Source organism: Pseudomonas siliginis (assembly GCF_019145195.1).
Classification (GTDB): Bacteria; Pseudomonadota; Gammaproteobacteria; order Pseudomonadales; family Pseudomonadaceae; genus Aquipseudomonas; species Aquipseudomonas siliginis.
In genome coordinates, this window is record NZ_JAHSTW010000001.1 from 357,182 (window position 1) to 382,441 (window position 25,260).

At 61.7% G+C, this 25,260-nt stretch carries 17 protein-coding genes; 6 read left to right on the plus strand and 11 right to left on the minus strand.

Annotated elements, in window-relative coordinates:
* Positions 1-257: 257 nt before the first annotated feature.
* The 4 genes from fdhE to fdnG are packed head-to-tail and all read right to left on the minus strand — an operon-like array spanning position 258 to position 5,851.
* Entirely contained in the window at positions 258-1,184 is a 927-nt protein-coding gene (fdhE, locus tag KVG87_RS01550; RefSeq protein WP_217848837.1) for a formate dehydrogenase accessory protein FdhE, read from the minus strand.
* A 3-nt stretch (positions 1,185-1,187) separates the two neighbouring features.
* Positions 1,188-1,853, minus strand: coding sequence for a formate dehydrogenase subunit gamma (locus KVG87_RS01555; RefSeq protein ID WP_041480299.1), 666 nt, complete (start codon positions 1,851-1,853; stop codon positions 1,188-1,190).
* Positions 1,850-2,785: a formate dehydrogenase subunit beta gene (gene fdxH / locus KVG87_RS01560; protein ID WP_016774818.1), complete on the minus strand. Its 936-nt coding sequence runs from the start codon at positions 2,783-2,785 to the stop codon at positions 1,850-1,852. Before fdxH ends, KVG87_RS01555 begins: the two co-directional genes overlap by 4 nt.
* A complete protein-coding gene (gene fdnG / locus KVG87_RS01565) occupies positions 2,786-5,851 on the minus strand; it encodes a formate dehydrogenase-N subunit alpha (RefSeq protein WP_157115948.1) in 3,066 nt (1,021 codons plus the stop codon).
* A gap of 351 nt (positions 5,852-6,202) precedes the next feature.
* On the opposite strand from fdnG, the gene KVG87_RS01570 reads away from it, so the two are divergent.
* The 5 genes from KVG87_RS01570 (at position 6,203) to KVG87_RS01590 (ending at position 10,985) form a co-directional block, all read left to right on the plus strand.
* On the plus strand, positions 6,203-7,357 hold the full coding sequence (locus KVG87_RS01570; RefSeq protein WP_217848839.1) for a MalY/PatB family protein: 1,155 nt from the start codon (positions 6,203-6,205) through the stop codon (positions 7,355-7,357).
* A 208-nt stretch (positions 7,358-7,565) separates the two neighbouring features.
* Positions 7,566-8,423: a glucose 1-dehydrogenase gene (locus tag KVG87_RS01575; RefSeq protein WP_016774822.1), complete on the plus strand. Its 858-nt coding sequence runs from the start codon at positions 7,566-7,568 to the stop codon at positions 8,421-8,423.
* An 87-nt stretch (positions 8,424-8,510) separates the two neighbouring features.
* Positions 8,511-9,122 carry a Yip1 family protein gene (locus tag KVG87_RS01580; protein WP_217848841.1) on the plus strand — a complete coding sequence of 204 codons (612 nt, stop codon included), beginning with the start codon at positions 8,511-8,513 and terminating at the stop codon, positions 9,120-9,122.
* Between the two features lie 42 nt (positions 9,123-9,164).
* Positions 9,165-10,508 carry a cation:proton antiporter gene (locus KVG87_RS01585; RefSeq protein ID WP_217848843.1) on the plus strand — a complete coding sequence of 448 codons (1,344 nt, stop codon included), beginning with the start codon at positions 9,165-9,167 and terminating at the stop codon, positions 10,506-10,508.
* A 27-nt stretch (positions 10,509-10,535) separates the two neighbouring features.
* Positions 10,536-10,985 (plus strand): hypothetical protein, encoded by a 450-nt coding sequence (locus KVG87_RS01590; protein WP_225930732.1) that lies wholly within the window; start codon positions 10,536-10,538, stop codon positions 10,983-10,985.
* 84 nt (positions 10,986-11,069) lie between these two features.
* Here the strand turns inward: KVG87_RS01590 and KVG87_RS01595 are convergent, their stop codons facing one another.
* The 4 genes from KVG87_RS01595 to KVG87_RS01610 form a co-directional block, all read right to left on the minus strand.
* Positions 11,070-11,603, minus strand: a complete 534-nt coding sequence (locus KVG87_RS01595) for a hypothetical protein (RefSeq protein ID WP_016774826.1) — start codon at positions 11,601-11,603, stop codon at positions 11,070-11,072.
* 78 nt (positions 11,604-11,681) lie between these two features.
* The gene (locus tag KVG87_RS01600; protein ID WP_217848845.1) at positions 11,682-13,601 is read right to left on the minus strand and encodes a hybrid sensor histidine kinase/response regulator; all 1,920 of its coding nucleotides are present in this window, start codon (positions 13,599-13,601) and stop codon (positions 11,682-11,684) included.
* Positions 13,594-15,924, minus strand: a complete 2,331-nt coding sequence (locus KVG87_RS01605; protein WP_217848847.1) for an ATP-dependent DNA helicase — start codon at positions 15,922-15,924, stop codon at positions 13,594-13,596. Before KVG87_RS01605 ends, KVG87_RS01600 begins: the two co-directional genes overlap by 8 nt.
* Positions 15,921-17,573 carry a VRR-NUC domain-containing protein gene (locus tag KVG87_RS01610; protein ID WP_217848849.1) on the minus strand — a complete coding sequence of 551 codons (1,653 nt, stop codon included), beginning with the start codon at positions 17,571-17,573 and terminating at the stop codon, positions 15,921-15,923. Before KVG87_RS01610 ends, KVG87_RS01605 begins: the two co-directional genes overlap by 4 nt.
* A 195-nt stretch (positions 17,574-17,768) precedes the next feature.
* Between KVG87_RS01610 and KVG87_RS01615 the strand changes: the two genes are divergently transcribed.
* Positions 17,769-17,993: a YgdI/YgdR family lipoprotein gene (locus tag KVG87_RS01615; protein WP_016774830.1), complete on the plus strand. Its 225-nt coding sequence runs from the start codon at positions 17,769-17,771 to the stop codon at positions 17,991-17,993.
* A 122-nt stretch (positions 17,994-18,115) separates the two neighbouring features.
* On the opposite strand, the gene KVG87_RS01620 is transcribed toward KVG87_RS01615, so the two are convergent.
* The 3 genes from KVG87_RS01620 to KVG87_RS01630 all read right to left on the minus strand — a co-directional run bounded on the left by KVG87_RS01620 (position 18,116) and on the right by KVG87_RS01630 (position 25,022).
* On the minus strand, positions 18,116-19,969 hold the full coding sequence (locus KVG87_RS01620; protein ID WP_217849374.1) for a polyurethane esterase: 1,854 nt from the start codon (positions 19,967-19,969) through the stop codon (positions 18,116-18,118).
* A gap of 231 nt (positions 19,970-20,200) precedes the next feature.
* The gene (locus KVG87_RS01625; protein WP_217848851.1) at positions 20,201-21,886 is read right to left on the minus strand and encodes a polyurethane esterase; all 1,686 of its coding nucleotides are present in this window, start codon (positions 21,884-21,886) and stop codon (positions 20,201-20,203) included.
* A gap of 58 nt (positions 21,887-21,944) precedes the next feature.
* Positions 21,945-25,022 carry an autotransporter serine protease gene (locus KVG87_RS01630; RefSeq protein ID WP_217848853.1) on the minus strand — a complete coding sequence of 1,026 codons (3,078 nt, stop codon included), beginning with the start codon at positions 25,020-25,022 and terminating at the stop codon, positions 21,945-21,947.
* Positions 25,023-25,260 lie beyond the last annotated feature (238 nt).

A 25,260-nucleotide genomic window follows, 5' to 3' on the forward strand; every position in this document is an offset into this window, starting at 1 on the left:
GAGCGAGCCTGCTCGCGAATGCGGTGTGTCAGTCAATGTGGATGTGGCTGACCTGACGCCTTCGCGAGCAGGCTCGCTCCCACAGGGAAATCGGGGGCTGACCTGGCTTTGTGATTTGGCACATAGACCTGTGGGAGCTGGCTTGCCAGCGATTGCGGTGGGTCATTCAAAGAAGGTGGTGGATGTGCCGACCGAATCGCTGGCAAGCCAGCTCCCACAGGGATTAGGCCATACCCCCTCCCACAATTTTGCGCTGGTCAGTCGTCTCCCGGCGCCAGCAGCAGATTGGGCGCCAGACGTTGATAGCCGTCCTGGGTCAGGCGCATGTCCAGCAGCAAACTGCCGAGATCTGCCGACAACGCTTCGGCTTCGGCGTCGTTCTCCAGGTAGAGCAATTTCAGGTAGCTGTTGCAGCTCGGGCAGACTTCGGCGCGCAGCGGCGCCTGTTCGGCGCTGTGCCGGTCGTCTTCCTGGCTCAGATATTCAAGGCCCTTGCTCTGCTCGCAATACACACACTTGACCCGCACCACGTGCCATTCGCAGGCACACAGCGAACACACCAGATAACGCAAACCGTTGTGCTTGCCGCGATGGCGAATCACCCCGGCCATGGCCGGTGAACCACAGGCCGGGCATTGGCTGAGGCTGTCACCGGGTTTGAGTTGCAGCTGGGGCACGCTCAGCAGCCAGTGGCTCCAGGCGGTTTGCAGCGCCGCGCCGAGAAACGGCACCAGCGCCGCTGGCACCAGCGAATATTGACCGCTGACCAGCGCCACTGCCCACGCGCGCAACTGGCCGGGACTGGCGCCGCGCAAAGTATCCAGCGCGTCGATCACCGCTGGCTGATCCGCAGGCGCATAGCGCTGCAGCAAGGCATTCAGCCACGGCTGCCAGGCATCCTCACGCACCAAGGTGTCTGCGGCGAACGGCGGCAGACCGTGCTGCTGACAGGCTTCGAAACGCTGCGCATCAAACGGCGCGGTGAGCGGCGGATCGTCGAAGACCTGCTGCTGCGCCCGGCACAACCCGGCCATCAGCCGCAGGTAATCCGCCAACCCATTGCCCTCGGCCAGACGCTCAAAGCGCTCAGCGCGCAGGGCAAACAGGTTACGTGGCGGCAGATGCAGAAACGGCGGCGAACTGGCCGCCGCCTCGATTTCCCCAGGTTCAAGAATGCTTGGCAAAAGTCAGCCCTTTTTCGTCAGCGGTCGCTCGGGCACGTCCCGAGGCTGTTCGTCGCGGGTCACCTCGCGGTACCACAGTTCATGGTGTTTTCTCGCCCACGGCCGGCTGACCCAGCCATGCAACATGGCGTCGACCGAACCCTTGATCCACAAACCGGCGTAGATATGCACGATGATGCTCAGCACCAGCACGAACCCGGCCAGTGCATGCAACAGCATGGCCCAGCGGATGGTGGTGATGCCGAAGTACGCGCTGAACCACGCGCGCCAGATCACCAGCCCGGTGAACAGCAACGCGAGCATGCACAGCAGTAAAGTCCAGAACAGCAACTTCTGCCCGGCGTTGTATTTGCCCACCGGCGGCACGCTTTCTTCGTCGTTGACCATCACCCGGTTGATCCGCCGCAGCCACTGGCGGTCATTGGCGATGAAGAAATTGGTGCGCCAGAAGCTGAACACCAGGCCGAGGAACAGCACGAACATGGCGATGCCCATGTACGGATGCAGGATCCGCGTCCAGGTGCCGCCGCCGAACAGGTTACTGAGCCAGAACAGCGACGGATGAAACAACGCCAGCCCGGACAACCCGGCCATGAAAAACAGGATCGCCACCAGCCAGTGATTGGTGCGCTGGTTGGCGCTGTAACGCAGGATCGTCTTGTTGCTCATGGCCGCTCCTCCCCGCGTGGATCGAAGGTGTGCACCGCCGGGTCGACCACGTGCACCGAGGTGTCGGGTGGCGTCGGGTGTTCATCCTCCTCGACACGATTCGGCCCGATGCGCACATAGTGGAAGAACCCGGCCAGCACCGCCGCGCCCATCGCCAGCAGCCCGAGGGGTTTGCTGATGCCTTTCCACAAACCCACCAGCGGACTGATCGCCGGATGGTCCGGCAAACCGGCGTAGATTTTCGGCGTGTCGGCGTGATGCAGCACGTACATCACGTGGGTGCCGCCGACGCCTGCCGGGTCGTAAAGACCGGCGTTTTCAAAACCACGGCTTTTCAGGTCGACGATGCGTTCGGCGGCGTGCTCTTTCATGTCTTCCTTGGTGCCGAAGACGATCGCGCCGGTCGGGCAGGTTTTCACGCAGGCCGGCTCCAGCCCCACCGCCACCCGGTCGGAACACAGTGTGCATTTGTAGGCCTTGTGATCCTTCTGCGAGATGCGCGGAATGTTGAACGGGCAACCGGTGATGCAATAGCCGCAACCGATGCAGTGGTCCTGATCGAAATCGACGATGCCGTTGGCATGCTGAATGATCGCGCCGGGGCTCGGGCACGCGGCCAGACAACCGGGTTCGGCGCAATGCATGCAGCCGTCCTTGCGGATCAGCCATTCGAGGTTGCCGGCATCGGTTTCGTGCTCGGTGAAGCGCATCAGCGTCCACGAATCCGCCGTCAAATCCTGCGGATTGTCGTAGGTGCCGTGGTTGTGGCCGACCTCATCGCGCAGCTCGTTCCATTCCGAGCAGGCGACCTGGCAGGCCTTGCAACCGATGCATTTGGTCGTGTCGATCAGCTTGGCGACGCCTTGCTGAGTCCTCACCGACGGCGGCACGGTGGTGGTGGCCGAGCGGGCAATGATGTCTTGGCTGGCCATTTACAGTTTCTCCACGTTGACCAGGAATGACTTGGATTCCGGGGTCTGAGTGTTGCCATCGCCGAGGAACGGCACCAGGGTGTTGGTCAGGTAACCGTGGCGCGTCAGGCCGGTGAAACCCCAGTGCAGCGGGATGCCGATCTGATGCACGACCTGGCCGTTGACCTGCAGCGGCCGGATCCGTTTGGTCACCACCGCCACCGCTTCGATAAAGCCGCGCTTGCAGCTGACCCGCACGCGATCACCGGCAGCGATGCCCTTCTCGTTCGCCAGCACCTCGCCGATTTCGACGAACTGCTCGGGCTGGGCAATCGCGTTCAACTTGCAGTGCTTGCTCCAGAAGTGGAAATGCTCGGTAAGCCGGTAACTGGTGCCGGCGTAGGGGAAGTCCTTGGCCTCGCCGAGGGTTTCCCAGACCGAATCGAAGATCCGCGCCGCCGGGTTGCTGGTGGCCTTCTTGTTCTGCGGGTGCAGCGGGTTGATGCCGATCGGCGTTTCGAACGGCTCGTAGTGCTCAGGGAATGGGCCTTCGTTCATCTTGTCGACGGCGAAGAACCGCGCGACGCCCTCGGGGTTCATGATGAACGGATTCATCCCGGCTTCCGGCGGCACGTCGGCCTTGTAGTCAGGGACGTCGGTGCCGGTCCAGGCCTTGCCGTTCCACCACACCAGCCGCTTTTTCGGATCCCACGGTTTGCCCGCCGGGTCCGCCGAAGCGCGGTTGTAGAGAATCCGCCGATTGGCCGGCCAGGCCCACGCCCAGCCCTGATGCTGGTGCATGCCAAATGGATCGGCGTTATCGCGCCGCGCCATCTGATTGCCGGCCTCGGTCCAGCTGCCGGCAAAAATCCAGCAGCCAGACGCGGTGCTGCCGTCATCCTTGAGCAAACCGAAGCCGGCCAGTTGCGTACCGGCCTTGACCGTGACGCCGCTGGCATCGGTGAAATCGCTGACGGCGGTGCCGTTGATCTCCCGCGCCAGTTCTTCCGGCGAAGGCTCGTCGGGGATCTTGTACGGCCACGACAGTTTCAGCAGCGGATCAGGAAACTTGCCGCCCTCGCTCTGATAACGCTGGCGCAGGCGCAGGAACAATTCGCTCATGATGCGAATGTCGGTCTGCGCTTCTCCGGGGCCGTCGGCGCCTTTCCAGTGCCATTGCAGCCAGCGGCTGCTGTTGACCAGCGAGCCGTCTTCCTCGGCAAAACAGGTGGTCGGCAGGCGAATGACTTCGGTCTGGATTTCAGCGGTTTTCACGTCGTTGTACGGCCCGACGTTCTGCCAGAACTCCGAGGTTTCCGTGGCCAGCGGGTCCATCACCACCAGCCACTTGAGCTTGGCCAATGCGCCCATCACGCGGTTCTTGTCCGGTAACGCCGCGATCGGATTGAAGCCTTGGCAGAAGTAGCCGTTGACCTTGCCCTGGCTCATCAGATCGAACATTTTCAGCACGTCGTAGTTGGGGATGTCGAGCTTCGGCAAATGGTCGAACAGCCAGTTGTTCTCGGCGGTGGCATTGGCGCCGTACCAGGATTTCATCAGGCTGACGTGGAATTTGCTGTAGTTCTGCCAATACGAAAGCTGCCCCGGTCTTAGCGGCACCTGCGTGCGTTTGAAGATGAACTGGCCGTAATCCTGCTCGCTGTCGCTGGGCAGCGTGAGGTAGCCGGGCAAGGCGTTGGACAGCAGGCCGAGGTCGGTCAGGCCCTGAATGTTCGAGTGTCCGCGCAGCGCATTGACGCCACCGCCGGGCATGCCAACGTTGCCCAACAGCAGTTGCACCATCGCCGCGCTGCGGATGATCTGCGCGCCGATCGAGTGCTGCGTCCAGCCGAGGGCGTAGAGAATCGTCATGGTCTTGCCCGGTGTCGAGCAGGTGGCAATTTCTTCCCAGATTTTCTGCATCGCGTCGACCGGCATGCCGCAGATCTGGCTGGCCAGGTCGATGTTGTAGCGGCTGTAATGCTGCTTCATCAGTTGATAAACGCAGCGCGGGTCTTGCAGGGTCGGGTCGACGCGGACGAAACCGTCCTCGGCGAATTCGTAACCCCAGCCGGACTTGTCGGTATAGCTGCGTTTTTCCGCGTCATAGCCGCTGAACAGGCCGTCTTCGAAGCCATAACCGGCTTTGACGATGAACGACACGTCGGTGTAATTGCGCACGTATTCGTGCTGGATCTTGTCCTCGGTCAGCAGGTAATTGATCAGCCCGCCCATGAAGGCGATGTCGGTGCCGGTGCGGATCGGCGCGTAATAGTCGGCCACCGAAGCGGTCCGGGTAAAACGCGGATCGACCACGATCAGCCGCGCAGCATTGTGCGCCTTGGCCTCGGTCACCCATTTGAAGCCGCACGGATGCGCTTCTGCTGCGTTGCCGCCCATTACCAGGATCAGATTCGCGTTGGCGATATCGGTCCAGGTGTTGGTCATGGCACCACGGCCGTATGTCGGGGCAAGACTTGCCACCGTCGGGCCGTGTCAGACACGCGCCTGGTTATCGAACCCCAGCAGGCCGAGGCTGCGAATCACCTTCTGAGTGATGTAGCCGGCTTCGTTGGATGCCGCCGATGCCGCGAGGAAACCGGTGGTCAGCCAGCGATTCACCGTTTGCCCGTTGGCATTTTTCTCGATGAAGTTGGCGTCGCGGTCGGCCTTCATCAGGTCGGCGATGCGATCGAGGGCTTCGTCCCAGCCGATGCGCGTCCATTCATTGCTGCCGGGCTTGCGCACTTGCGGGTACTGCAAGCGGCCGGGGCTGTGAATGAAGTCGAGCAGGCCCGCGCCTTTCGGGCACAGCGTGCCGCGATTGACCGGGTGGTCGGCGTCGCCTTCGATGTGAATGATGTTTTGCGCCACGTTCTTGCCGGCATCGCCCTGGCTGTACATGATCAAACCGCAACCGACCGAGCAATACGGGCAGGTGTTGCGGGTTTCACGGGTGTGGGCGAGCTTGAAGTGACGCACCTGCTCGGCGAAGGCCGCCGTCGGGGCCATGCCCAACGCGCCCAGGCTTGAGCCTGCAAGGCCGATACCGGCGACCTTGAAGAACTGACGACGGCTGAGATCCATCGTGCACTCCTGATCAGGTGGAACCCGGTACTTGTGCCGGGCTTTATCTGGACAATCACGGTTGCGACGCCTTGGCGCCGACTTTTTCACTGTAGACAAAGACCTTGCCGATTGTGTGAAAACCGACCGTCGGGTGTCTGGGCGCAGAATTTGCTCTGCACCCCAATCCCTGTGGGAGCTGGCTTGCCAGCGATTGCGGTGGGTCAGCAACACCTATGCCGACTGTGCCGGCGCCATCGCTGGCAAGCCAGCTCCCACAGGGTTATGAGGTTGCCGTCAGGATTTATGTGCCCCGCCCGGGCCACGAGTTATCATGGCGCCCACGAACCACCCGCCGCCCCGAGACCGCGCATGACTTTCGATTTTGATCAGCTGTTCGACCGCCACCACACTGGCAGTACCAAGTGGAGCCGCTACCCGGCCGATGTGTTGCCGATGTGGGTCGCTGATATGGATTTCGCCGCGCCGCCGGTCATCGTCGAAGCCTTGCAACAGCGCCTGCTGCACCCGCTGCTCGGTTACAGCGTGGCCCAGGACAACCTGCGTGAAGCCATCGTCGCCGACCTGTGGAACAAGTATTCATGGCAGGTCAAACCGCAGGAGCTGATTTTCCTGCCGGGCGTGGAATCGGGATTCAACATGGCCCTCAAGGCCTTGGTGCAGGCGCAGCAGAATGTCGTCGTGCAAGTGCCGAACTACCCGCCGCTGCGCCATGCGCCGGGCCACTGGGGCCTGAACAAGGTCGAGCTGGAATTCAACGCCCAGGCCGATGGCACCTACGCCACGCCACTGGACGCACTGCGCGAGTCACTGAAAGGCGGCGGCGCCCTGCTGTTAAGCAACCCGCACAACCCGATCGGCAAGGTCTTCGCCCGCGAAGAATTGCAGGCAGTGGCGGATATCTGCGCAGCGCAGGACGCGTGGATCATCTCCGACGAGATTCACGCCGAACTGTGCTTCGACGGCCGCGTGCACATTCCCACCGCATCGCTGAGCCCCGAGATTTCCAAACGCACGATCACCCTGATGTCGGCGAGCAAGGCCTACAACATTGCCGGCCTCAAGACCTCGTTCATGATCATCCAGGACGCCGCCCTGCGTGAGCGCGTCAACCACGCCCGCTGCGGCATGGTCGACAGCGTCAACCCGCTGGGCATGGAAGCCACCCGCGTCGCCTACAGCGAAGCCGCACCATGGCTCGCCGAACTGAAAACCTACCTGCAGGCCAATCGCGACTGGCTGGTGAACGCCGTACGCACGCGGCTGCCGGGCGTGACCATCAATGTGCCGCAGGGCACGTATCTGGCGTGGCTCGATTGCACCGCGCTGGATCTGCCGGATCCGCAGCGGTTCTTCCTCGAACAGGGCAAGGTCGGGCTGAGTGCCGGGCTCGATTTTGGTGACCAGCATCAGCAGTTCGTGCGCTTGAACTTCGGTTGCCCGAGGGCGTTGCTCGAAGAAGGGATTGCGCGGATGGAGCGGGCGCTGGCCAGCCGCAACACCTGAGAACACCTTGCCCCTTGTGGGAGCTGGCTTGCCAGCGATGACGGCCTCACATGCAACATGGATGTTGTCTGTGGCACCGCAATCGCTGGCAAGCCAGCTCCCACAGTTGTTCGATTCAGTCTGTCCATCCAGCGCAAATCCGATCGAACTCAAGACAAAGCCACCGGGTCAACCCGGAACACTGGACTTGAAATCAGGAGACCCTGCGATGACTGACTATCCGAAACCACCCTTCCCGAAACAAGCCCAACCGGTGCCCGGCTCGCAACGCAAGATGGAACCGTATCCAGACTGCGGCGAGCAAAGTTACGTCGGTTCCGGCCGCCTCGCCGGCAAGATCGCGCTGATCACCGGCGCCGACAGCGGCATTGGTCGCGCGGTAGCGATTGCCTTCGCCCGTGAAGGCGCCGACGTCGCCGTGGCTTACCTGAATGAACACGAAGACGCCAAGGAAACCGCACGCTGGGTCGAGCAGGCCGGGCGTCAGTGCATCCTGCTGCCGGGCGATATCGCCGAGAAAGCACAGTGCCAAGCATTGGTCGACAAGACCGTCGAGCGCTTCGGCCGCATCGACATTCTGGTCAACAACGCCGCGTTCCAGATGACCCACGAAAACTTCGAGGAAATCCCCGATGACGAATGGGTGATGACCTTCGACGTCAACATTACCGCCATGTTCAGGATCTGCCAGGCGGCGATCAAGCACATGCGCCCCGGCTCGTCGATCATCAACACCAGCTCGGTCAACTCGGACATGCCCAAGCCGACTCTGCTGGCCTACGCCACCACCAAAGGCGCAATCGCCAACTTCACCGGTGGCCTGGCGCAGATGCTCGGGCCGAAGGAGATTCGCGTCAACAGCGTCGCCCCTGGCCCGATCTGGACACCGCTGATCGTCTCGACCATGCCCGACGAAGAAGTACAGAACTTCGGCGGCAGCACCCCGCTCGGCCGTCCGGGCCAACCGGTGGAAGTCGCACCGATTTATGTGCTGCTGGCCTCCGACGAAGCCAGCTATATCACCGGCCAGCGCTACGGCGTGACCGGCGGCAAACCGATGCTGTAACCGTGCAGCAGAAAAACTGAACCCGAGCGGCATGGCATCTCTCCATACCTGTAAGCGCCTACGGGCCAACAGGAACAGGAGGTTGTCATGTCCGCCCCCCTCGTCAGACTCTTCACCCAACCCAACTTCGCCTGGACCGACATCCGCCGCGAAGAAGAAAGCCATCCCCGCCACTATCTCGCGCATCTGCTGCTGCTCGCGCTGATTCCGGCCGTGTGCCTGTTCATCGGCACCACTCAAGTCGGTTGGAGCCTAGCCGTGGGTGAAAACGTGCGCCTGAGCATGGCCAGCGCCTTGCAACTGAGCGTGTTGCTGTACGTGACGATCGTCGCGGGTGTCGCGATTATCGGCGGGTTTATCAGATGGATGTCGCGATCATTCGATGCGCGGCCAACGCTCAATCAATGCATCGGTTTTGCCGCCTACACGGTGACGCCGTTTTTCCTCGCCGGCATTGCCGGGCTGTACCCGAGCCGCTGGCTGGCGATTCTGGTTCTCGGCGCCGCGTCGATCTATTCGACGTTTTTGCTGTTCGTCGGCCTGCCGACCTTCATGCATGAGCGCAAGGAGCAAGGCCTGCTGTATTCGGCGTGCGTGTGGGGCGTCGGCCTGCTGGTGCTGGTAACCATGCTGGTGTCGATGATCCTGCTGTGGTTCAACGTGCTCATCCCCGAATACCTGCGCACGACCGTGAGCTGACCCGGTGCGCCTGTCCTTGAGAATTCACCAAAGTGAGCGGTCATGAGTTTCGGCATATGGGTCGCGGTGCTCGGCGCCGTGCTGCTAACGCTGGCCCTGACATCGTCATGGTTGCGCTGGATGCCGGTCACCACTTCAGCGGTGTGCCTGCTGCTGGGCATCGCCATCGGCCCCAGCGGCCTCGACCTGCTGCAATTGCCGCTGGAGGAATCGTCGTTGTGGATGGAGCACCTGACGGAAGTCGCGGTGCTCTTTTCTTTGTTCGTCTGCGGTTTGAAGTTGCGTCTGCCGCTGGGCAACAAGACTTGGCGCATCGCTTTTGGTCTGGCCGGGCCGGTGATGATTCTGAGCATCATCGGCGTGTGTCTACTGTTGCACTGGGGCCTGCAATTGCCGTGGGGACCGTCGTTGCTGATCGGCGCGATACTGGCGCCGACCGACCCGGTGCTCGCCGCACTGGTGCAGGTCAATGATGCGCAGGACGTCGACAGCGTGCGTTTCGGCCTCTCCGGAGAGGCCGGGCTCAACGATGGCGTGGCTTTTCCATTCGTGATTCTCGGTCTGCTGTTGCTGCACGGTGACGGCAGCGCTGGCGAATGGCAGCACTGGGTGCTTCGCAGTCTGTTGTGGGCGGTGCCGGCGGGTTTACTCACCGGTTACTGGATGGGGCGCGGCATTGGCCGCATCGCTCTGTTACTACGCATTCACAACGAGGACAGCACCCTCGGCCCCAACGATTACCTGACTCTCGCGCTGATCGCGTTGTCCTACGTGGTGGCCGACGCCATTGGCGGCTACGGCTTTCTCGCGGTTTTCGCTGCCGGCCTCGGCCTGCGTCAGGAGGAAGTCAAATCCACGGGCATCACCCAGGCACCTGCCGAGCATCTGGTGCAGCCGGTGGTCGGTCATCAGAACGTCGAACCACAGAATGCCGTGCACGGCGACACGGAACAGCTGGAAGACAGCCAGGTCGCGGCGGGGATCATGATGGGTGACATGCTGGCGTTCGGCAGTCTGGTCGAGCGGGCGATGGAAGTGTTTCTGGTGACCCTGCTTGGTGTTGTGCTGATTGCCCACTGGGACTGGCGGGCGTTGTGGATCGGTGCCGTGCTGTTTTGCCTGATTCGCCCGCTGAGCGTGGCACTGATGCCATGGGGCACTCTGCTCAGCGGACCGCAGCGTTTGTTGATCGGCTGGTTTGGCATACGCGGCATCGGCAGCCTGTTCTATCTGTTCTTCGCCTTGAACCACGGTCTGGATTCAGACGTGGCCAAGGTCTGTACCGACATCACTTTGTCAGTAGTGGCCCTGAGCATTCTGCTGCATGGCGTCAGCACACAACCGATGCTGGCGCGCTATGAAAGCCTGAAGCAACGAAAAAGCTGATTCTTCGACCGCTGCGCTTGGCTGGAAATGATCGAAGATTTTTCTGCAAAAAAATGGATCGCCGGGCGCGACCCAACGGTCACAACTTTAACCGCGCCAATCATCAGCGCGGCCCGGCAGGTTCGGTTCCCCTGCGGTGAACAGCCTATTAAACGGAACCCCGACACAAACAAGGTCACGGTCATGAACGAATGCTCGACTCCTGCGCAAATCAAGGCTTGCAGAGCACTGGCTCTGGAACGCAATCGTCAACTGTTCGAAGAGGCCCACGAACTGAACCGAGCGGCCAACGCGCTGCTGGAACAGACGCCGACCGACTTCGAACGCTTTGAGCAATACCGGGCACTGCGCAAGAAAGCCGATGCGAAATTTGAAGATGCGATTGATCATCTGTGTGTGCTGAATGAGGATTTCCCGCCGATTCCGACGGCGGTGCAGAATGCTATAACTGCGCGGCGTGAGCTGGAAACCGCGTGATAAGTTACCAGCCCCCTCACTCCAGCCAGTGAGGGGGAAAACCGATCGAAGCTTAAGACCTCCCCCACCTGCCGACCAATCTGTTCACGGATTGGTCACCTGAATAAACACCGCATACACCCCCAACATCACCCAGAACGTGGCAAAGATCCAAGGCGTGCGCACCGAGAACAGCAGCGACTTGCGATAGCCCTTGTGGCTCGATTCCATTTCGCTGAACAGGGGTGACTCGTCATACGCCGCGCCCATCACCGGCTCGCTGTGCAGCAACTGGCTCTGTTTGAAGTGCCAGTGATCGATGATGTCGTATGCCGCACGAATCCCCGGCCAGGCATTCAGTGAGCTGAGCACGCCGAGCAGCGCGAGAAACGGCGGCACGACAAGGGTGAACATCTTGCCCCACTCGGGATTTAGATTGGCCATGCACGAGGCGAAAGCGATCACCAGAAACGACTGCGCCGCCAGGTAGGCGTCTGTGCGGTTGGCAAGGATGCTGGTTTCGTACTGGATTTCCCGGCGATAGAAATCCAGACGCTCCTTGGGTGAGCCAAACATCTTGGCGTCGTGTTCAGCCAAGGCTTCTTCAACAGCGCTTGGCTGGGTCAATATGCGAGACAAGATACGTGCCCTCCAAAAGTGAACAAGACTTTTGGAAAGGCACGCGTCAGCACTAGTTCAGCCGGATCGACCAGCGCGTCATTTCATGGATTGGGCAATGATCTGCACCAGACTCGCTTGGGTGAACGGTTTCGGCAGACGCGGCAGTTGAGCGGCAAAACCCTCGAGGCGTTCGGCATATCCAGTGGCGAGAATGATCGGCAGATCCGGCTTGAGCATGCGCAAGGCATGGGCCAGTTGCGCGCCGCTCATTTTTGGCATGGCCATGTCGGTGATCACCAGATCAATGACTTCGCCCTGATCGAACAGCGCCAGCGCCTGGGCGCCGGAGGTCGCGCCGATAACGCGGTGGCCAAGATCTTCCAGCAGCAGACTGGTGCTGGTCAGCACCAGCGAATCGTCATCGACCACCAGCACACTGAGCCTCGGCACCGCAATGGGCGCAGCGTTGCTGTACGCCGGGCGACTGGTCGATTGCTCTAGTGCCACCGGAATCCACAGTTCGGCCGCCGTGCCGTGGCCCTTCTCGCTTTTCAGAATAAAGCGCCCGCCCAATTGTTCGATAAAGCCGTGCACCATCGACAAGCCCAGCCCGGTGCCTTTGCCCAGGCCTTTGGTGGTGAAGAACGGATCTCGGGCGCAGGCCAGCGTGGCTTCGTCCATGCCTTCGCCGCTGTCGATCAGGCTCAGGCACACGTAACGCCCCGCCGCGAGGGTCGAATGAGTTTGTTCCAGCACCACTTCGGCTTGCGCCTGAATGATCACCGTGCCGCCGTCGGGCATGGCATCGCGGGCATTGGTGGCGAGATTGAGGATCGCCAGTTCCAGCTGATTGCTATCGGCCAGCACTGGCTGCAGGTCGTCGGAAAAGCGCGTTTCGATGCGAATGCCCGGTCCGAGCGAACTGCGCAGCAGCCCGGTGATGCCCTGCACCAATTGCGGGATATCCACCGATTCGGTCTTCAGTTCCTGACGCCGGGCGAAGGCCAGCATGCGCTGGGTCAGCGAAACACCACGCAAGGCTCCTTGGGTGGCGTTTTCCAGCAGTCGGGCGATTTTCGGCGCGTCGCCGATGCGTTTCTGCACGATCTCGAGGTTGCCGAGAATCACCGTCAGCAGGTTGTTGAAGTCATGGGCGATACCGCCGCTGAGTTGGCCGATCGCCTGCATCTTCTGCGCCTGGAACAATGCCTCGCGGGTCTTTTCCAGGGCCTGCTGCGCTTCGTGGGCCTCGGTCACATCGCGGGTGATCTTGGCAAAGCCGAGCAGCGTGCCGGTGTCGCCGCGAATCGCATCGACGACCACGTGGGCAAGAAACCGCGTGCCGTCCTTGCGCATCCGCCAACTGCGGCTCTCGAACCGGCCTTCGCGGGTGGCAATCTCCAGCGAGCGCTGCGGCTCGCCGAGTTCGCGGTCTTCGGGGGTGTAGAAAATCGAAAAATGCTGGCCGATGATCTCTTCCGGCAGGTAACCCTTGATGCGCTGCGCGCCCTGGTTCCAGTTGCTGACGCAGCCTTCGGGGCTGAGCATGTAGATCGCGTAATCGGTAACGCCCTGCACCAGCAGGCGGAACTGCTGTTCGCTTTGCTTGAGGGTTTCCTCGGCCATTTTGCGGTCGGTGAGGTCGCGAGTGATTTTGGCGAACCCCAGCAGCTTGCCGTTGGGGTCGATGATCGGGTCGATCACCACGTGCGACCAGAAGTGCGTGCCGTCCTTGCGCACGCGCCAGCCCTCGCCTTCGAAGCGACCTTCACGGATCGCCGTGTCGAGCGCCCGTTGCGGCATGCCGTTGGCGCGGTCTTCCGGTGTATAGAAGCGCGAGAAGTGCTCGCCGATGATTTCGGCTTCCTCATAACCTTTGAAGCGTTTGGCGCCGGAGTTCCAACTGGTGATGGTACCGTCGGGGTCGATCATATAGATCGCATAGTCGACAACCGCGTCGATCAGCAGCCGGAAACGGCTGTCTTCGATCGCTGCGGTACTGTTGTTTTCACTCATCACACTCACCAGCCACTGTCATGGGCTGAAGTATGCGTGAATCCACTGATTTGGAAAGTGCCGGCTCGCTTTTGATTGCCCACCACTGCGGCAGCAGTTGCTGGATGCGGCTTTCGGCAAAGCGGTCATCAATGAGCATGACCGTGCCGCGATCCTCACGGGTGCGAATCACTCGCCCGGCGGCTTGTACGACTTTTTGCATGCCCGGGTACAGATAGGTGTAGTCGTAGCCGGCGCCAAAAATGGCGGCCATGCGCCGCTTCATCTGCTCGTTGACCGGGTTGAGCTGCGCCAGCCCCAGCGTGGCGATGAACGCACCGATCAGCCGCGCGCCGGGCAAATCGATGCCCTCGCCAAACGCCCCGCCCAGCACCGCAAACCCGACGCCCCGGCTGTCGGCGCTGAACTGGTCGAGAAACGCCTGCCGCGCGCCCTCGGCCATGCCCCGCGATTGCAGCCACTGGGTGATGTGCGGATGGCGCTCGGCCAATAAGGTCGCGACCTGTTGCAGGTAATCGAAACTGCTGAAGAACGCCAGGTAATTGCCCGGGCGCTCGCTGAACTGGCGCGCGATCAGCTCGACAATAGGCTCCAGCGAGGCCTGGCGATGGTTAAAACGCGTGGAGATCTGGCTGACGATGTGCACCTGCAACTGCTCGGCGCTGAACGGCGATTCGACGTCGATGCACACCGTGTCGGCGGGCGTGCCGAGCAGGTCGGCGTAATAGTTGCGCGGGCTCAGCGTGGCCGAGAACAGCACGCTGCTGCGCGCCGCGCTCAGGCGCGGGCCGATGAACGCGGCCGGCACCACGTTGCGCAGGCAAAGTTGCGAGAGTGGACGCTTGCGGTCGAGGTCGCGTTTGCTGATATCGAACAGGTAATGCTCGTCGTACAGCTCGGCGACCCGGGCAAATTGCAGCAAGTCGAAATAGAAGTTCTGCAGACCGCTGTCGAGGCCTTGCGGATGTTCGTTGAGGTAATCGCCAATGGCCGCGCAACACAGCGAAATGGCGTGCAGGAGCTTGTCCGGCGCCTTGTCGTAGGCCTGATAGGCCGCCAGTTGCGGCGCATGCAGCGCGTTCCATTCACGGTTGACCCGCTGCAGGGCATTCTTCAGCGCTGCCGGCGCGGTTTTGCGCACGCTGGCGAGGGTGAACTGGTCGAGACTGGCGCTGTACATTTGCCGGCCGCGTTCGACCAGGTTGTGCGCCTCGTCGGCGAGCACCGCGACTTTCCACTGATTGAGCAGGGCCAGACCGAACAGCAGCGCGCTGAAGTCGAAGTAATAGTTGTAGTCGGCAACCACCACATCCGCCCAACGGGCCATTTCCTGACTGAGGTAGTACGGGCACACGCTGTGCTGCGCGGCGACTTCACGCATCGCCGCCTGATCGAGCAGGTTGATGCGGCTGGCGGCTTCGCGGGCGGCCGGCAAGCGATCGTAAAAACCCTGGGCCAGCGGACAGGATTCGCCATGACAGGCCTTGTCCGGGTGTTCGCAGGCTTTGTCGCGAGCAACCATTTCCATCACCCGCAGCGGCAAGTCCGGCGTTTGCCTGAACAACACCTGGCTGGCATCCAGCGCCAGCTTGCGCCCGGGAGTCTTGGCGGTGAGAAAGAACACCTTGTCCAGTTGCTGCGGCGCCAAGGCCTTGAGCATCGGAAACAGCGTGCCAAGGGTTTTGCCGATGCCGGTCGGCGCCTGGGCCATGAGGCAGCGGCCGGTGCTGACGGCTTTGAACACTGATTCGGCCAAATGCCGTTGGCCGGGACGAAAATCCGCGTGCGGGAACGGCAGTTGTTGCGCGGCCAGATTGCGCGCTTCGCGATGGGCCATTTCCTGCTCGGCCCATTGCAGGAACGAACCGCACTGCTGCGCAAAAAAACCCTGAAGCGACTCGGCGCTGTGGGATTCAACCAGGCAGGTTTCCTTTTCGCTGACGACGTCGAAATACACCAGCGCCAGATTGATCTGCTGCAATTGCAGTTTCTGGCACATCAACCAGCCGTAGATTTTCGCCTGCGCCCAGTGCAACTGGCGGTGATTGGCCGGCTGCCTGCTCAGATCGCCGCGATAGGTTTTGACTTCTTCCAGGCAGTTTTGCGCCGGGTCGTAGCCATCCGCCCTGCCCTTGACCTTCAGCTCGCCGAATTCGCCTTGCAGTGCGACTTCGCTCTGGTACTGCTCGCTGCGTCGCGAGGCCACGGTGCGATGGCCGACGATGCCTTCCAGCGCGGTCGGTGACGGGGTGAAGCGCAGGTCGAGGTCACCGGTCTTGGCGGTGAACTCGCACAGTGCACGCACGGCAACGCTGTAGCTCAAGCGCTCTGCTCCGCCCATTGCACGTAACACACGGCCACCGGCATTTGATGCTCGTGGCAGAACTCCAGCCAGCGCAGCTGATTGTCCTGCAAGCGGTCGCCGGGGCCTTTGACTTCGATCATGCGGTAGGTCTTGTGCTGCGGCCAGAACTGGATCAGGTCCGGCATGCCGGCGCGGTTGGCCTTGATGTCGAGCAGCAGGCGATTGAACCAGTGTTTCAAGTGTTCGGCGGGCAAACAGCCCAGCGCCTGTTCCAGCAAGTCTTCGTTGAGCGCGCCCCAGAACACGAATGGCGACTGAATGCCCCACTTGTCGACGAAGCGCTGGCGGATGGTCTCGGCGTAGCGGCCGTCGTCGAGTTCGCCCAGGCAGGCCTGAAACAGCTCGGCACGGCGCTCGAGGAAATCTTCGCTGAGCAGATCCACCGGGCCGCGCTGGAACGGGTGGAAAAACGCACCCGGTAACGGCGCGAAGATCGCCGGCCAGCACAACAGGCCAAACAGCGAATTGATCAGGCTGTTCTCGACGTAATGCACCGGGCCGTCATCGGCGTGCAAGTGCGCTTGCACATGAAACTCCACCGACCGCGCCGGATCGATGCGCGGCAAATGCAAGTCGAGGCGCTCGACCTCTCTGGCCTTGGCACGCTTGAGCGGCGGGCCACCGAGTTTACGCCGCAGACGCGGGACGATGCGTTGCAAACCTTGTTGCTCGGCCGCGCTTTGCGGTGCCTGTTCGGCCAGCGTGCCGAGCTCCAGCGCCAGCGCGTATTCGCCGCAGCGTTCGAGCACACGGATCATGCGCAGCCGTGCGCCCGGATACGCGCAGTCGCGGTAAACACTCAGGGCCAGCGCAAAGTCGCCGATGCGCTCGGCATACTGGCCGATCTGGAACAACGCCTTGGCTTGCCGGCGGCGCAGCCACGGGTTGTCGAACTGCACGGCGTTGATCTGTTCGACGATTTCCGCCAGCGGTTCACCCGCCTCGAAACGCAGTTGGCATTGATGCAGGAACAGGCAGGCGTCGACGTCTTCACGACTGCGCAGGCCTCGGGAGTCAGCGCAGAACTCGACTTTTTCATAAGTGAAGATGCCCAGATCGGCCAGCACGAACTCCGACCAATCCTGATACAGATTGCCGAAGAACATCAGCCGCAGGCGATCGCACAGGTCCATCAGGGTCAGGCTGAACAGCCGATCAGCCAGTTGCGGCGCCCAGCCGCGCAGGGTCTGCGCCTCGCTGAACTGTTCGGTCAGCACCGGCAGCCACTCGTCCTTGCGCCCTTTCGGTTGACCGATAAAGGTGCCGAACGCTTGCAGCAGCTCTGCCTTGAGCAGGACATCAAACAGCTCTGCCAGGGTCAGCGCAGCGTGTTCGTCGAGCCAGCCGTGGTCGAGCAACGGCTGCGCCGCCTCAGCGATGTCGCCGATTTCCAGGTAATTGAGTTTGCTCGCGCGAAAGTGAATGCCCTTGCGCATGACCATGCGTACCAGCAATCCCTGCGAGGCTTGCGGCAGCGTATTGAAGTCGCGGATGAAGCCGTGCTCGCTTGCGCTCATCACATCGGCATAGCGAAGCCCGAGCCAATCAAGCACTTGCCGGAAGTTGTTGAGGTAATAGAACGGATCGTCGAGAGGGTTGGAGGTCACGGGAATTCAAAGCCACGGCAAGCGAACACTGGTTATGCGTACAGATACCAGCTCAGCCCCGCCCGGCGCAAACGGAAAAAGATCAATGGCATTTTTTCGTGCCGCCATCGAACTTTTCCGCCGCTGCTGGCACCAACCGCGTTACAGGGCCGACAATGCCCGCAATCACATTCAAGCAAGGAGTCAGAGGTGGGTATGAAAATCAAGATGCTGGGTATTCCTGTAGCGGTCGCCGCCCTGTTGGCGCTGGGCGGCTGTTCGACCCAGACCGTGGTGACGCTGCAGAACGGCACCCAGTACCTGACTGAGGACATGCCGAAGACTGAGACCGAGGACGGTTTCTATGAGTTCGAGGATATTTCCGGCGCCAAGGTCAAGGTTCGCGCCGATGAAGTCGCGACCGTGCGCAAGGAAGACTGACTTTGCTTGAATGATCGTTTTTCGCGAGCAGGCTCGCTCCCACACTGGATCTACGTCGTTCACAAATCCCCTGTGGGAGCGCGCCTGCTCGCGAAGGGGCCGGCACAGGCCCCGCATCAACCTCAGGCGATAACCACCCCGTCGGCGCTCAAACTCCCCAGCGCCACCCCCACCAACGTCACCGAATCCCCGCCAAACGTCAGCACGGTGTCCTGCCCGACCGCCGACGCATGGGCGCGCAAATCATCCCCCGGCAACACCCCCTGCACGCCAAGAAACACCAGTTTGTCATCGGCCGTATAGCCAACCACACGATCCTGGCCAAACGCGCCATTGAACAGAAACGTATCCGCCCCGCCGCCCGATTCCAGCAAGTCATTGCCAGCGCCACCGACAAACACGTCATTGCCCGCACCGCCGAGCAAATGGTCATTGCCCTCCAGCCCGAACAGCCAGTCACCGCCGGCATGCGCCTTGAGCATGTCAGCACCGGCCGTGCCTTTTACGTTCGATTCATAAGCGGTGAGGTTGCTGCCGACTTTCAGCCCCGTGGCCGTGACGCTGTGCAACACGTCGTCCTTGAACACGCCCCAGAGAAACCCCGGCTCTTTGCTGACAATGCTGCCAATGTCGCGGGTGATGCTGATCCCGCCGTTGGCATCGCGGATGTACAGGTTGCCGGCACCGTCGTTGGCGAAATCAAAGTTCTTCACTGTTTGCTGCAAGTCGAGCGTGTTGTTGCCCTGCCCGCCCAGAATGACGTTGTAGCCGCCGTTGTCGCGGAAGCTGTCATTGCCGGCGCGGCCCTCGAGATAGTCATTGCCGCTGCCGCCCTGGATCAGGTCGTTGCCGTCACTGCCGATGATGAAGGTGCTGCCCTTGTGGGTTTCGGCGTTACGGTTGAGGTCCTGTACCCAAGTGTTTGCCCGCGCCGGGTCGGACAGGTTGGCGACGATGATCGTCGAGTCGCGGCTGGTCAGGTCGTAGAACTTCGATTCCAGCACGCGGGTCATGCCGTCGCCGTAGCCAGTGGGCAGGTGCGAAATCCACGTCGGGACATTCAGTATCGAATACGGCAGCACGTTCCAGGCGTTCGAGGCGTAGTGATCGTTGAAACTGACGATGTTGTCGGTGGTGGATGTGTGCGGCGCATCGTGCACACCCACCGAGGCACTGCTGAAGGTCGAACCGTCGAGGGCGCGAAACACCGGGTCGTTTTCGTAGCCGATATTCAGCACCTTGTCGCCGCTGCTCTGGGTCGGCGAGGCGTAGGCGATGTAGTTGGAGTCGGCGAAGAAACCGCCCCACTTGCCAGCGCTCAAGTCAGCCATGCTGTTCACCGCCAGGCCGCCCAGGCTATGACCGCTGACCAGTACGTCCTTGCCGCTGACGCCGTTGGCCCGGGCGAAGGCGACGACATCGTTGAGCAGATTGCCGAAAGCTTCGCCGACGTAGTTTTTTGCGTAATCGGCCGGGCCGAACGCCGCGAGCAAATCGTTGATCACATCGCCAATCGAATCACCAATGAGGATTTCGCGCGGACCGCTGGTGCCGCGAAAGGCGATACCCAGTTCGGTGAGATGCCCCTGGGCGTCGTATTTGCCGAGGATTTCCACCTGCGCGCTGGTGTAGCCGGCCTTCTCGCCGAAGAACGTCCCGCGTGCATCAGTCTTGCCGTCGTAGCCCAATTGCGCAGCGCTGATCGGCGTCCAGCCGGCCTTCTGTACGGCCTCGAGGGCGAGTTTTTCCGAGTCGGGATTCCACGGGATACCGGGGATCACCCCTTGCGAATCGGTGCCGCCAATCAGCGCGGTGACCAGCGTCGCCGGCAGGCCCAGGCCGAAGCCGTTGTGCTGATAACCGGCGGCGAAGCCGTTATCGAGGTTGTGATAGGAATACAGCGTGATCGCCATGGCATCACTGAACAGCGCCTTGGAATCGGCTGTGCCGAAGTTCTTGTAGTCGTATACACCCATTGCCATTGCCTCTCTTTTGTTGGAATTGTCAGAGATAGCTCACAGCCAGAGCGCGAGGCTCTGGAGCATTTCATTTGTCGTTCAATGGTCCCTCAAATGTCATGTGTACGCCGTACCTGTGGGAGCGAGCCTGCTCGCGAAGGCGGCAGCACATTCAACATCACAATCGCCTGACCCACCGCTTTCGCGAGCAGGCTCGCTCCCACAATGAGATCTCCTGCAACTTCGGAATCAGGCGAAGACGAAACTCGAGTCCGTCAGGTCAGTCACGCCGACGCCAATCAGCGTCACGGCAAAATCGCCGACCTTCAGCACGGTATCCGCGCCGGACTGCGCGGCATGCTGTTTGTAGTCATAACCCTGCCCCGCTCCCTCCACGCCCATGAACAGCAGTTTGTCGCTGCCCTGATAACCATTGATCGCATCGAAACCAAACGCGCCGCTGAACAGGAAGGTGTTGTGCCCACCCACCGCCGTCATCACGTCGTTGCCGGCGCCACCCACGAAAGTCACCTGCGACTTGTCGCTGATCAGTTGATCATCGCCACCAAGGCCAAACAGCCAGTCGCCATCGGCCGTGGCATGCAAGGCATTGCCGTAGCCATCACCGCTGAGCGAATGGTTGTACTGGGTCAGTTCGCTGCCGTTGCTCAGGCCCTTGGCGGTGACGCCCCAGGTGATCTCCTTGCTGCCCCACCACGAACCGGCCTCTTTGCTGACCAGCGCGCCGATGTCGCGGGTCAGGCTGATGCCGCCGTAGGCGTCGCGCACATACAGCGTGCCGTCGCCGTCGTTGGCGAAGCTGAAGTTCTGCAACGGTTTCTGCAGTTCGAAGGTGTTATGGCCCTGCCCGCCGAAAATGACGTTGTAGCCGCCGTCATCGCGAAAATGATCATCGCCACCCAGTCCTTCAAGGAAATCGTTACCCGCCCCGCCCTTGAGCCAGTCGCTGCTCTGCGTGCCGATGATGAAGGTGCTGCCGCTGTGCGGCTCGCCGCTGCGCCCCAGGTCCTCGACCCAGGTCTTGCTCCGCGATGCCTCGTCGAGATTGGCGACGATGATTGTCGAGTCGCGCTCGGTCAGGTTGTAGAACGCCGAATCGATCACCCGATTCAAGCCATCGGCGTAGCCCAGTGAACTGTGCGCCGACCAGTTCAGCGGGTTGGCGATGCTGAACGGCACCAGGTTCTGCGCCGTGGAGGCGTAGTTATCGGTGAAGTTGACGAGGTTGTCGGTAGTCGATTCGTGGGGCTTGTCGTGCTTGCCTATCGACGCCGTACTGAACGTGGTGCCATCGAGCACACGGAATACCGGATCGTTTTCGAAACCGATATTGAGCACCTGGCTGCCGGAACTCTGGGTCGGCGAGGCGAAGGCGATGTAATTGGCATCCTTGTAGAAGCCGCCCCAGTTGTCCCCGCTCAATTCAGCAACGCTGTTAACCCCGAGCCCACCGAGGCTGTGGCCGCTGATCAATACGTCCTTGGCAGCAACACCGTTGGCAATCGCGAAAGCGGCGACGGCCTTGAGCAGATTGTCGAACGCGTTTTTGGCGTAATTGCTCGCGTAATCCGATGGCCCGACCGCCGCGAGCAGATTGTTTTTCAGATCGCCGAAAGTGTCGCTGTAACCCAGCCCGCCGGTGCCGCGAAAGGCAATGCCGAGGCCGATCAATTTGCCAGCGGCGTCGTACTTGCCGAGCACTTCGGCCTCGGCGCTGGTGAAGCCATCCTGTTCCCCGAAGAACGTGCCTTGCGCGCCGACCTTGCCCTGATAGCCCAGCGCCGTCGCGGCGACCGGAGCCCACGCGGTGGCCGGCAACGGTTTGCCGGTGGGCGTGTAGGCATACAGCGTCAGTGCGATGGCGTCGCTGTACAACCCTTTGCCGTCGGCATTTTTGTAATCGAACAATCCCATGTGCAGCGCTCCCTTTTCTTGAAAAACCGGCAGCCCATCAAGCGCTGCCGGTTACGCCTCAGAACTGCCAGTCGAGGGTCAGACCGACGCCGTGATCTTTCTCGTTCGAGCCGATCAGGCCGTTGTAGTCAAGGTTGACCCGCACGTCGCGATTGAGCGCCAGCCCTGCGCGCACGCCGACCACGGCAGCGTCACGATCCATCGACACGCTCTGCACGGTGAAGGCGCTATTGCCGTTGGCGAAGGCCAGATGGCTGTCGGCATCGACGCTGCTCAGGTTGTGCTGCCAGCCGAGGCTTGCGCCCAGTTCCAGCTGATGCTTGTCCGACACAGCGAAGCTGCGCTTGGCGCGCACGCCGAGGGTCGACAGCACCACGTCGCGATTGTCTTCACCACCCTTGAGCGCGGCAGCGTCACCCTTTTCGGTGAAGCTGTCGGTGTTGAGGTGCACGTAGGACAGATTGGCGAACGGCTCCAGGTTCATCGGTTGCAGGCCCAGATCGTATGCGGCCTCGGTGAACACTTGCGCGGTGGTCGCGTCACGCTTGGTTTTCTGTTTGCCGCTGACGTCGCCGAACTGCAGATCGCGTTTCACATCGATACGATGCCAGCTGTAGGCGCCGCCGACCGTCAGGCGCAACGCGTCGATTTCATGCCCCAGATACGCACCCAAGTGGTAGCTGTCGACCGACGCCGACGAATGCGTGCCGCCGCCCATGCTCAACGAACTGTCGCTGTAACCGGTGACGAAACCGAGACGGGTATCTTCAGCAATCAGACCGTCGACACCGGCCAGCAGCCCACCGATGGAGCTGTTGGAATCGGCATTGTCGTGTCCGCCGTCACTCTCGCCCCACGAGCCGAGGACCTTGACCCAGACGTTGCTGCGATCATCAGTCGGCGCATCGGCATTGAACAGATCACGCTCACGCAGGCGCTCGCCGACGGCTTCGCGCAGGTAGCGGCTGTCGTTGATCAGCAGCGTGCCGATGGCCGGGTGAATCTCGCCGGACAACTGTTGAAAGGCCTGCTGCGCCGACGCCGCGTTGGGCGACAGCAACAGGGTTTCGAACAGCGCATTGCCCGCCCCCAGACGTTCGGCAGCCGCACCAACGGCGCGCTGGTTCGGCGTAAGACCGACGCTGGCGAATGATGCCTCATTGCGCCCCACCGCCAGTTGAATGCCGCCCGCCGAGTAATCCAGAGTGCCGCCGAGGAAGGCGTAATTCGGCAAGACCTGACCGAAGCGCCCTTCAATGCCACCCGCCGCTTGCAGGATGTTGTAGCGGGTGCCGAGCAGGCTTTGCACTTCGCCGGTGCTGAGCAGGGTCGGGCTGTTTTCCAGCGACAGGCTCACCGTGGCGCCGTCGATGACGGCTTTGCCGCCTGCGATGATCTGATCGCTGCTGGTTGGTGACAGCTCTACGGCGTAGGTCGAACCCGGCGCGAAAGTCACGTCACCGGCGACGTTCAGGGTGCCGATGGAGTTGCCCGGCGCCACTGTACCGCCGCTGTTCACTGCCAGCGCGCCGATGCGGCCATTGCCGCCGAGGATGCCGCCATTGTTGACGGTGACCGCCGATTGCAGCGAACCGTTGATGGCCAGTCGACCCTGATTGACCAGTGTCGGACCGCTGTAAGTGTTGTTGCCGGTCAGCACCAGGGTGCCGATGCCTTGCTTGGTCAGACCGCCGTGGCCGCCGATGTCGTTGCGCCAGGTGTCGAGGCCGCACGTGATATCGCTGCACACCCGCTCGGTCGGTTTGCCCTGATCGATGATCGCACCGATGCCCGGCAAGTCAGCCACGAACTGGCCGGAGCCGTAAGCGCCCTGCACGCGGAATTCCTCGGGAATGTCCTGCTCGGTCACGAACATCGCCGGGCCGTCGATGGCCTTGCGCAGGTTGATCATGCCCCAACCGTACAAGGCGTCGATGCCCGGTGCGCCGAGGTCGGTGGCGGTGGTGCGCAACACGCTGGCGACTTGGTCGCCGCTCATGTACGGAAAACGCTCCATCAGTACGGCAATGGAACCAGCGACATGCGGCGCCGCCATCGAGGTGCCGTTGTAATTGGCGTAGCTGGTGGTCAGGTTGCCGGCGTTGGTGCCTTCGATGATCGAGCTGTAGATCTTGGTGCCCGGCGCCGAGACGCAGTAACTCGCCGTGTAGCCGCAGCGCGAGGAGAACGTGCTGATCACGTACGGATTGGCGCTGGCGGTGTCCGGGTTCTGCTGCAACGCGGCGACGGTGATCCAGTTCGGCGCGATGTCCGGGACGAAATAACCCAGGCCGGCAATGGCGTCGGGATTGTTCAGGTTGTAGTCGTTGCCGGCGGCGAAAATGGTGACGATGCCGCTGCGTGCGGCGGCAATCGCGCCGTCGTAGGCCCCACCGGGTTTGGTGCCGAGCAGGGTGCGGATTTCGTTGAACTGCAACTGCGCATCGTTGACGGTGAAGTGCGGATACGCCGGATCGCGGCCGCCGAGGTCGAAGCGGTCGGTGATGCCGATGCCCCAGCTGTTGTTGATGATCCGCGCACCGCTGGCGATCAGCGCATCCCAACCGGCCTTGTACACCGCACCATCGTTGCCGCGCACGATGCCGTCTTCCGGGCCTGGGTCGCCGTTATCGGCGCTGATGATCTGCGCACCGAATGCAACACCGTGCATCACCCCGCCGTCGCGACTGCCCGCCGCGATGCCGCCGACGTGCGTGCCATGGGCGCCGAGCTTGCCGTTGGAGCCGACCGAGGGCGAACCGTCATAGAGAAACGCATCACCGGCCTTTACCGGGATGTACGGGTCTGTGTATTCGCGAATGCCGCTGGTGACCAGGGTGACTACTTTGTTGCTGCCGGAGAACTCCGGATGTGCGGCGTAGACCGGCTGATCGAAGATGCCCAGCTTCACGCCTTTGCCGGTGTAGCCGGCGGCGTAGGCGTAATCCGCGCCGATCGCGCCCAACCCCCAGTCAGCCTTGAATTCATTGCTGCGCCAGCTCGACGGGTCGCCGCTGCGGCCGTTCTCAACGTAAGGCGCTGCCTGCGCCATCGCACTGGCACAGAGCATGGCGACTGTCAGGGTTTTCAGGGCAAAGCGGCCACCCGATTGCGCGGGGGTATTGTTGTTATCCATCCACGACCTTCCTTAGTGATGTTGCGAAAAATCCGGTTGTTTCAATAGCTGTGGCGAGAGGCACCTTTGTCCGCTGTAGCCAATGACAAACCGCACCTGTGGCGAGGGGATTCATCCCCGTTGGGTTGCGAAGCGACCCCCCAGCAATTTTTCCAACCTACGTAAACACAGGTTTTGCGACTGCTGCGCAGTCGAGCGGGGATAAATCCCCTCGCCACAGGGGCTCAAACACATGCAA

Excerpts from the sequence above, each read along its gene's own strand:
- KVG87_RS01555 (WP_041480299.1), bottom strand. The coding sequence starts at position 1,853 with ATGAGCAACAAGACGATCCTGCGTTACAGCGCCAACCAGCGCACCAAT.
- fdxH (WP_016774818.1), bottom strand. The coding sequence starts at position 2,785 with ATGGCCAGCCAAGACATCATTGCCCGCTCGGCCACCACCACCGTGCCG.
- KVG87_RS01570 (WP_217848839.1), top strand. The coding sequence starts at position 6,203 with ATGACTTTCGATTTTGATCAGCTGTTCGACCGCCACCACACTGGCAGT.
- KVG87_RS01575 (WP_016774822.1), top strand. The coding sequence starts at position 7,566 with ATGACTGACTATCCGAAACCACCCTTCCCGAAACAAGCCCAACCGGTG.
- KVG87_RS01580 (WP_217848841.1), top strand. The coding sequence starts at position 8,511 with ATGTCCGCCCCCCTCGTCAGACTCTTCACCCAACCCAACTTCGCCTGG.
- KVG87_RS01585 (WP_217848843.1), top strand. The coding sequence starts at position 9,165 with ATGAGTTTCGGCATATGGGTCGCGGTGCTCGGCGCCGTGCTGCTAACG.
- KVG87_RS01590 (WP_225930732.1), top strand. The coding sequence starts at position 10,536 with ATGATCGAAGATTTTTCTGCAAAAAAATGGATCGCCGGGCGCGACCCA.
- KVG87_RS01600 (WP_217848845.1), bottom strand. The coding sequence starts at position 13,601 with ATGAGTGAAAACAACAGTACCGCAGCGATCGAAGACAGCCGTTTCCGG.
- KVG87_RS01615 (WP_016774830.1), top strand. The coding sequence starts at position 17,769 with ATGAAAATCAAGATGCTGGGTATTCCTGTAGCGGTCGCCGCCCTGTTG.
- KVG87_RS01620 (WP_217849374.1), bottom strand. The coding sequence starts at position 19,969 with ATGGGTGTATACGACTACAAGAACTTCGGCACAGCCGATTCCAAGGCG.
- KVG87_RS01625 (WP_217848851.1), bottom strand. The coding sequence starts at position 21,886 with ATGGGATTGTTCGATTACAAAAATGCCGACGGCAAAGGGTTGTACAGC.
- KVG87_RS01630 (WP_217848853.1), bottom strand. The coding sequence starts at position 25,022 with ATGGATAACAACAATACCCCCGCGCAATCGGGTGGCCGCTTTGCCCTG.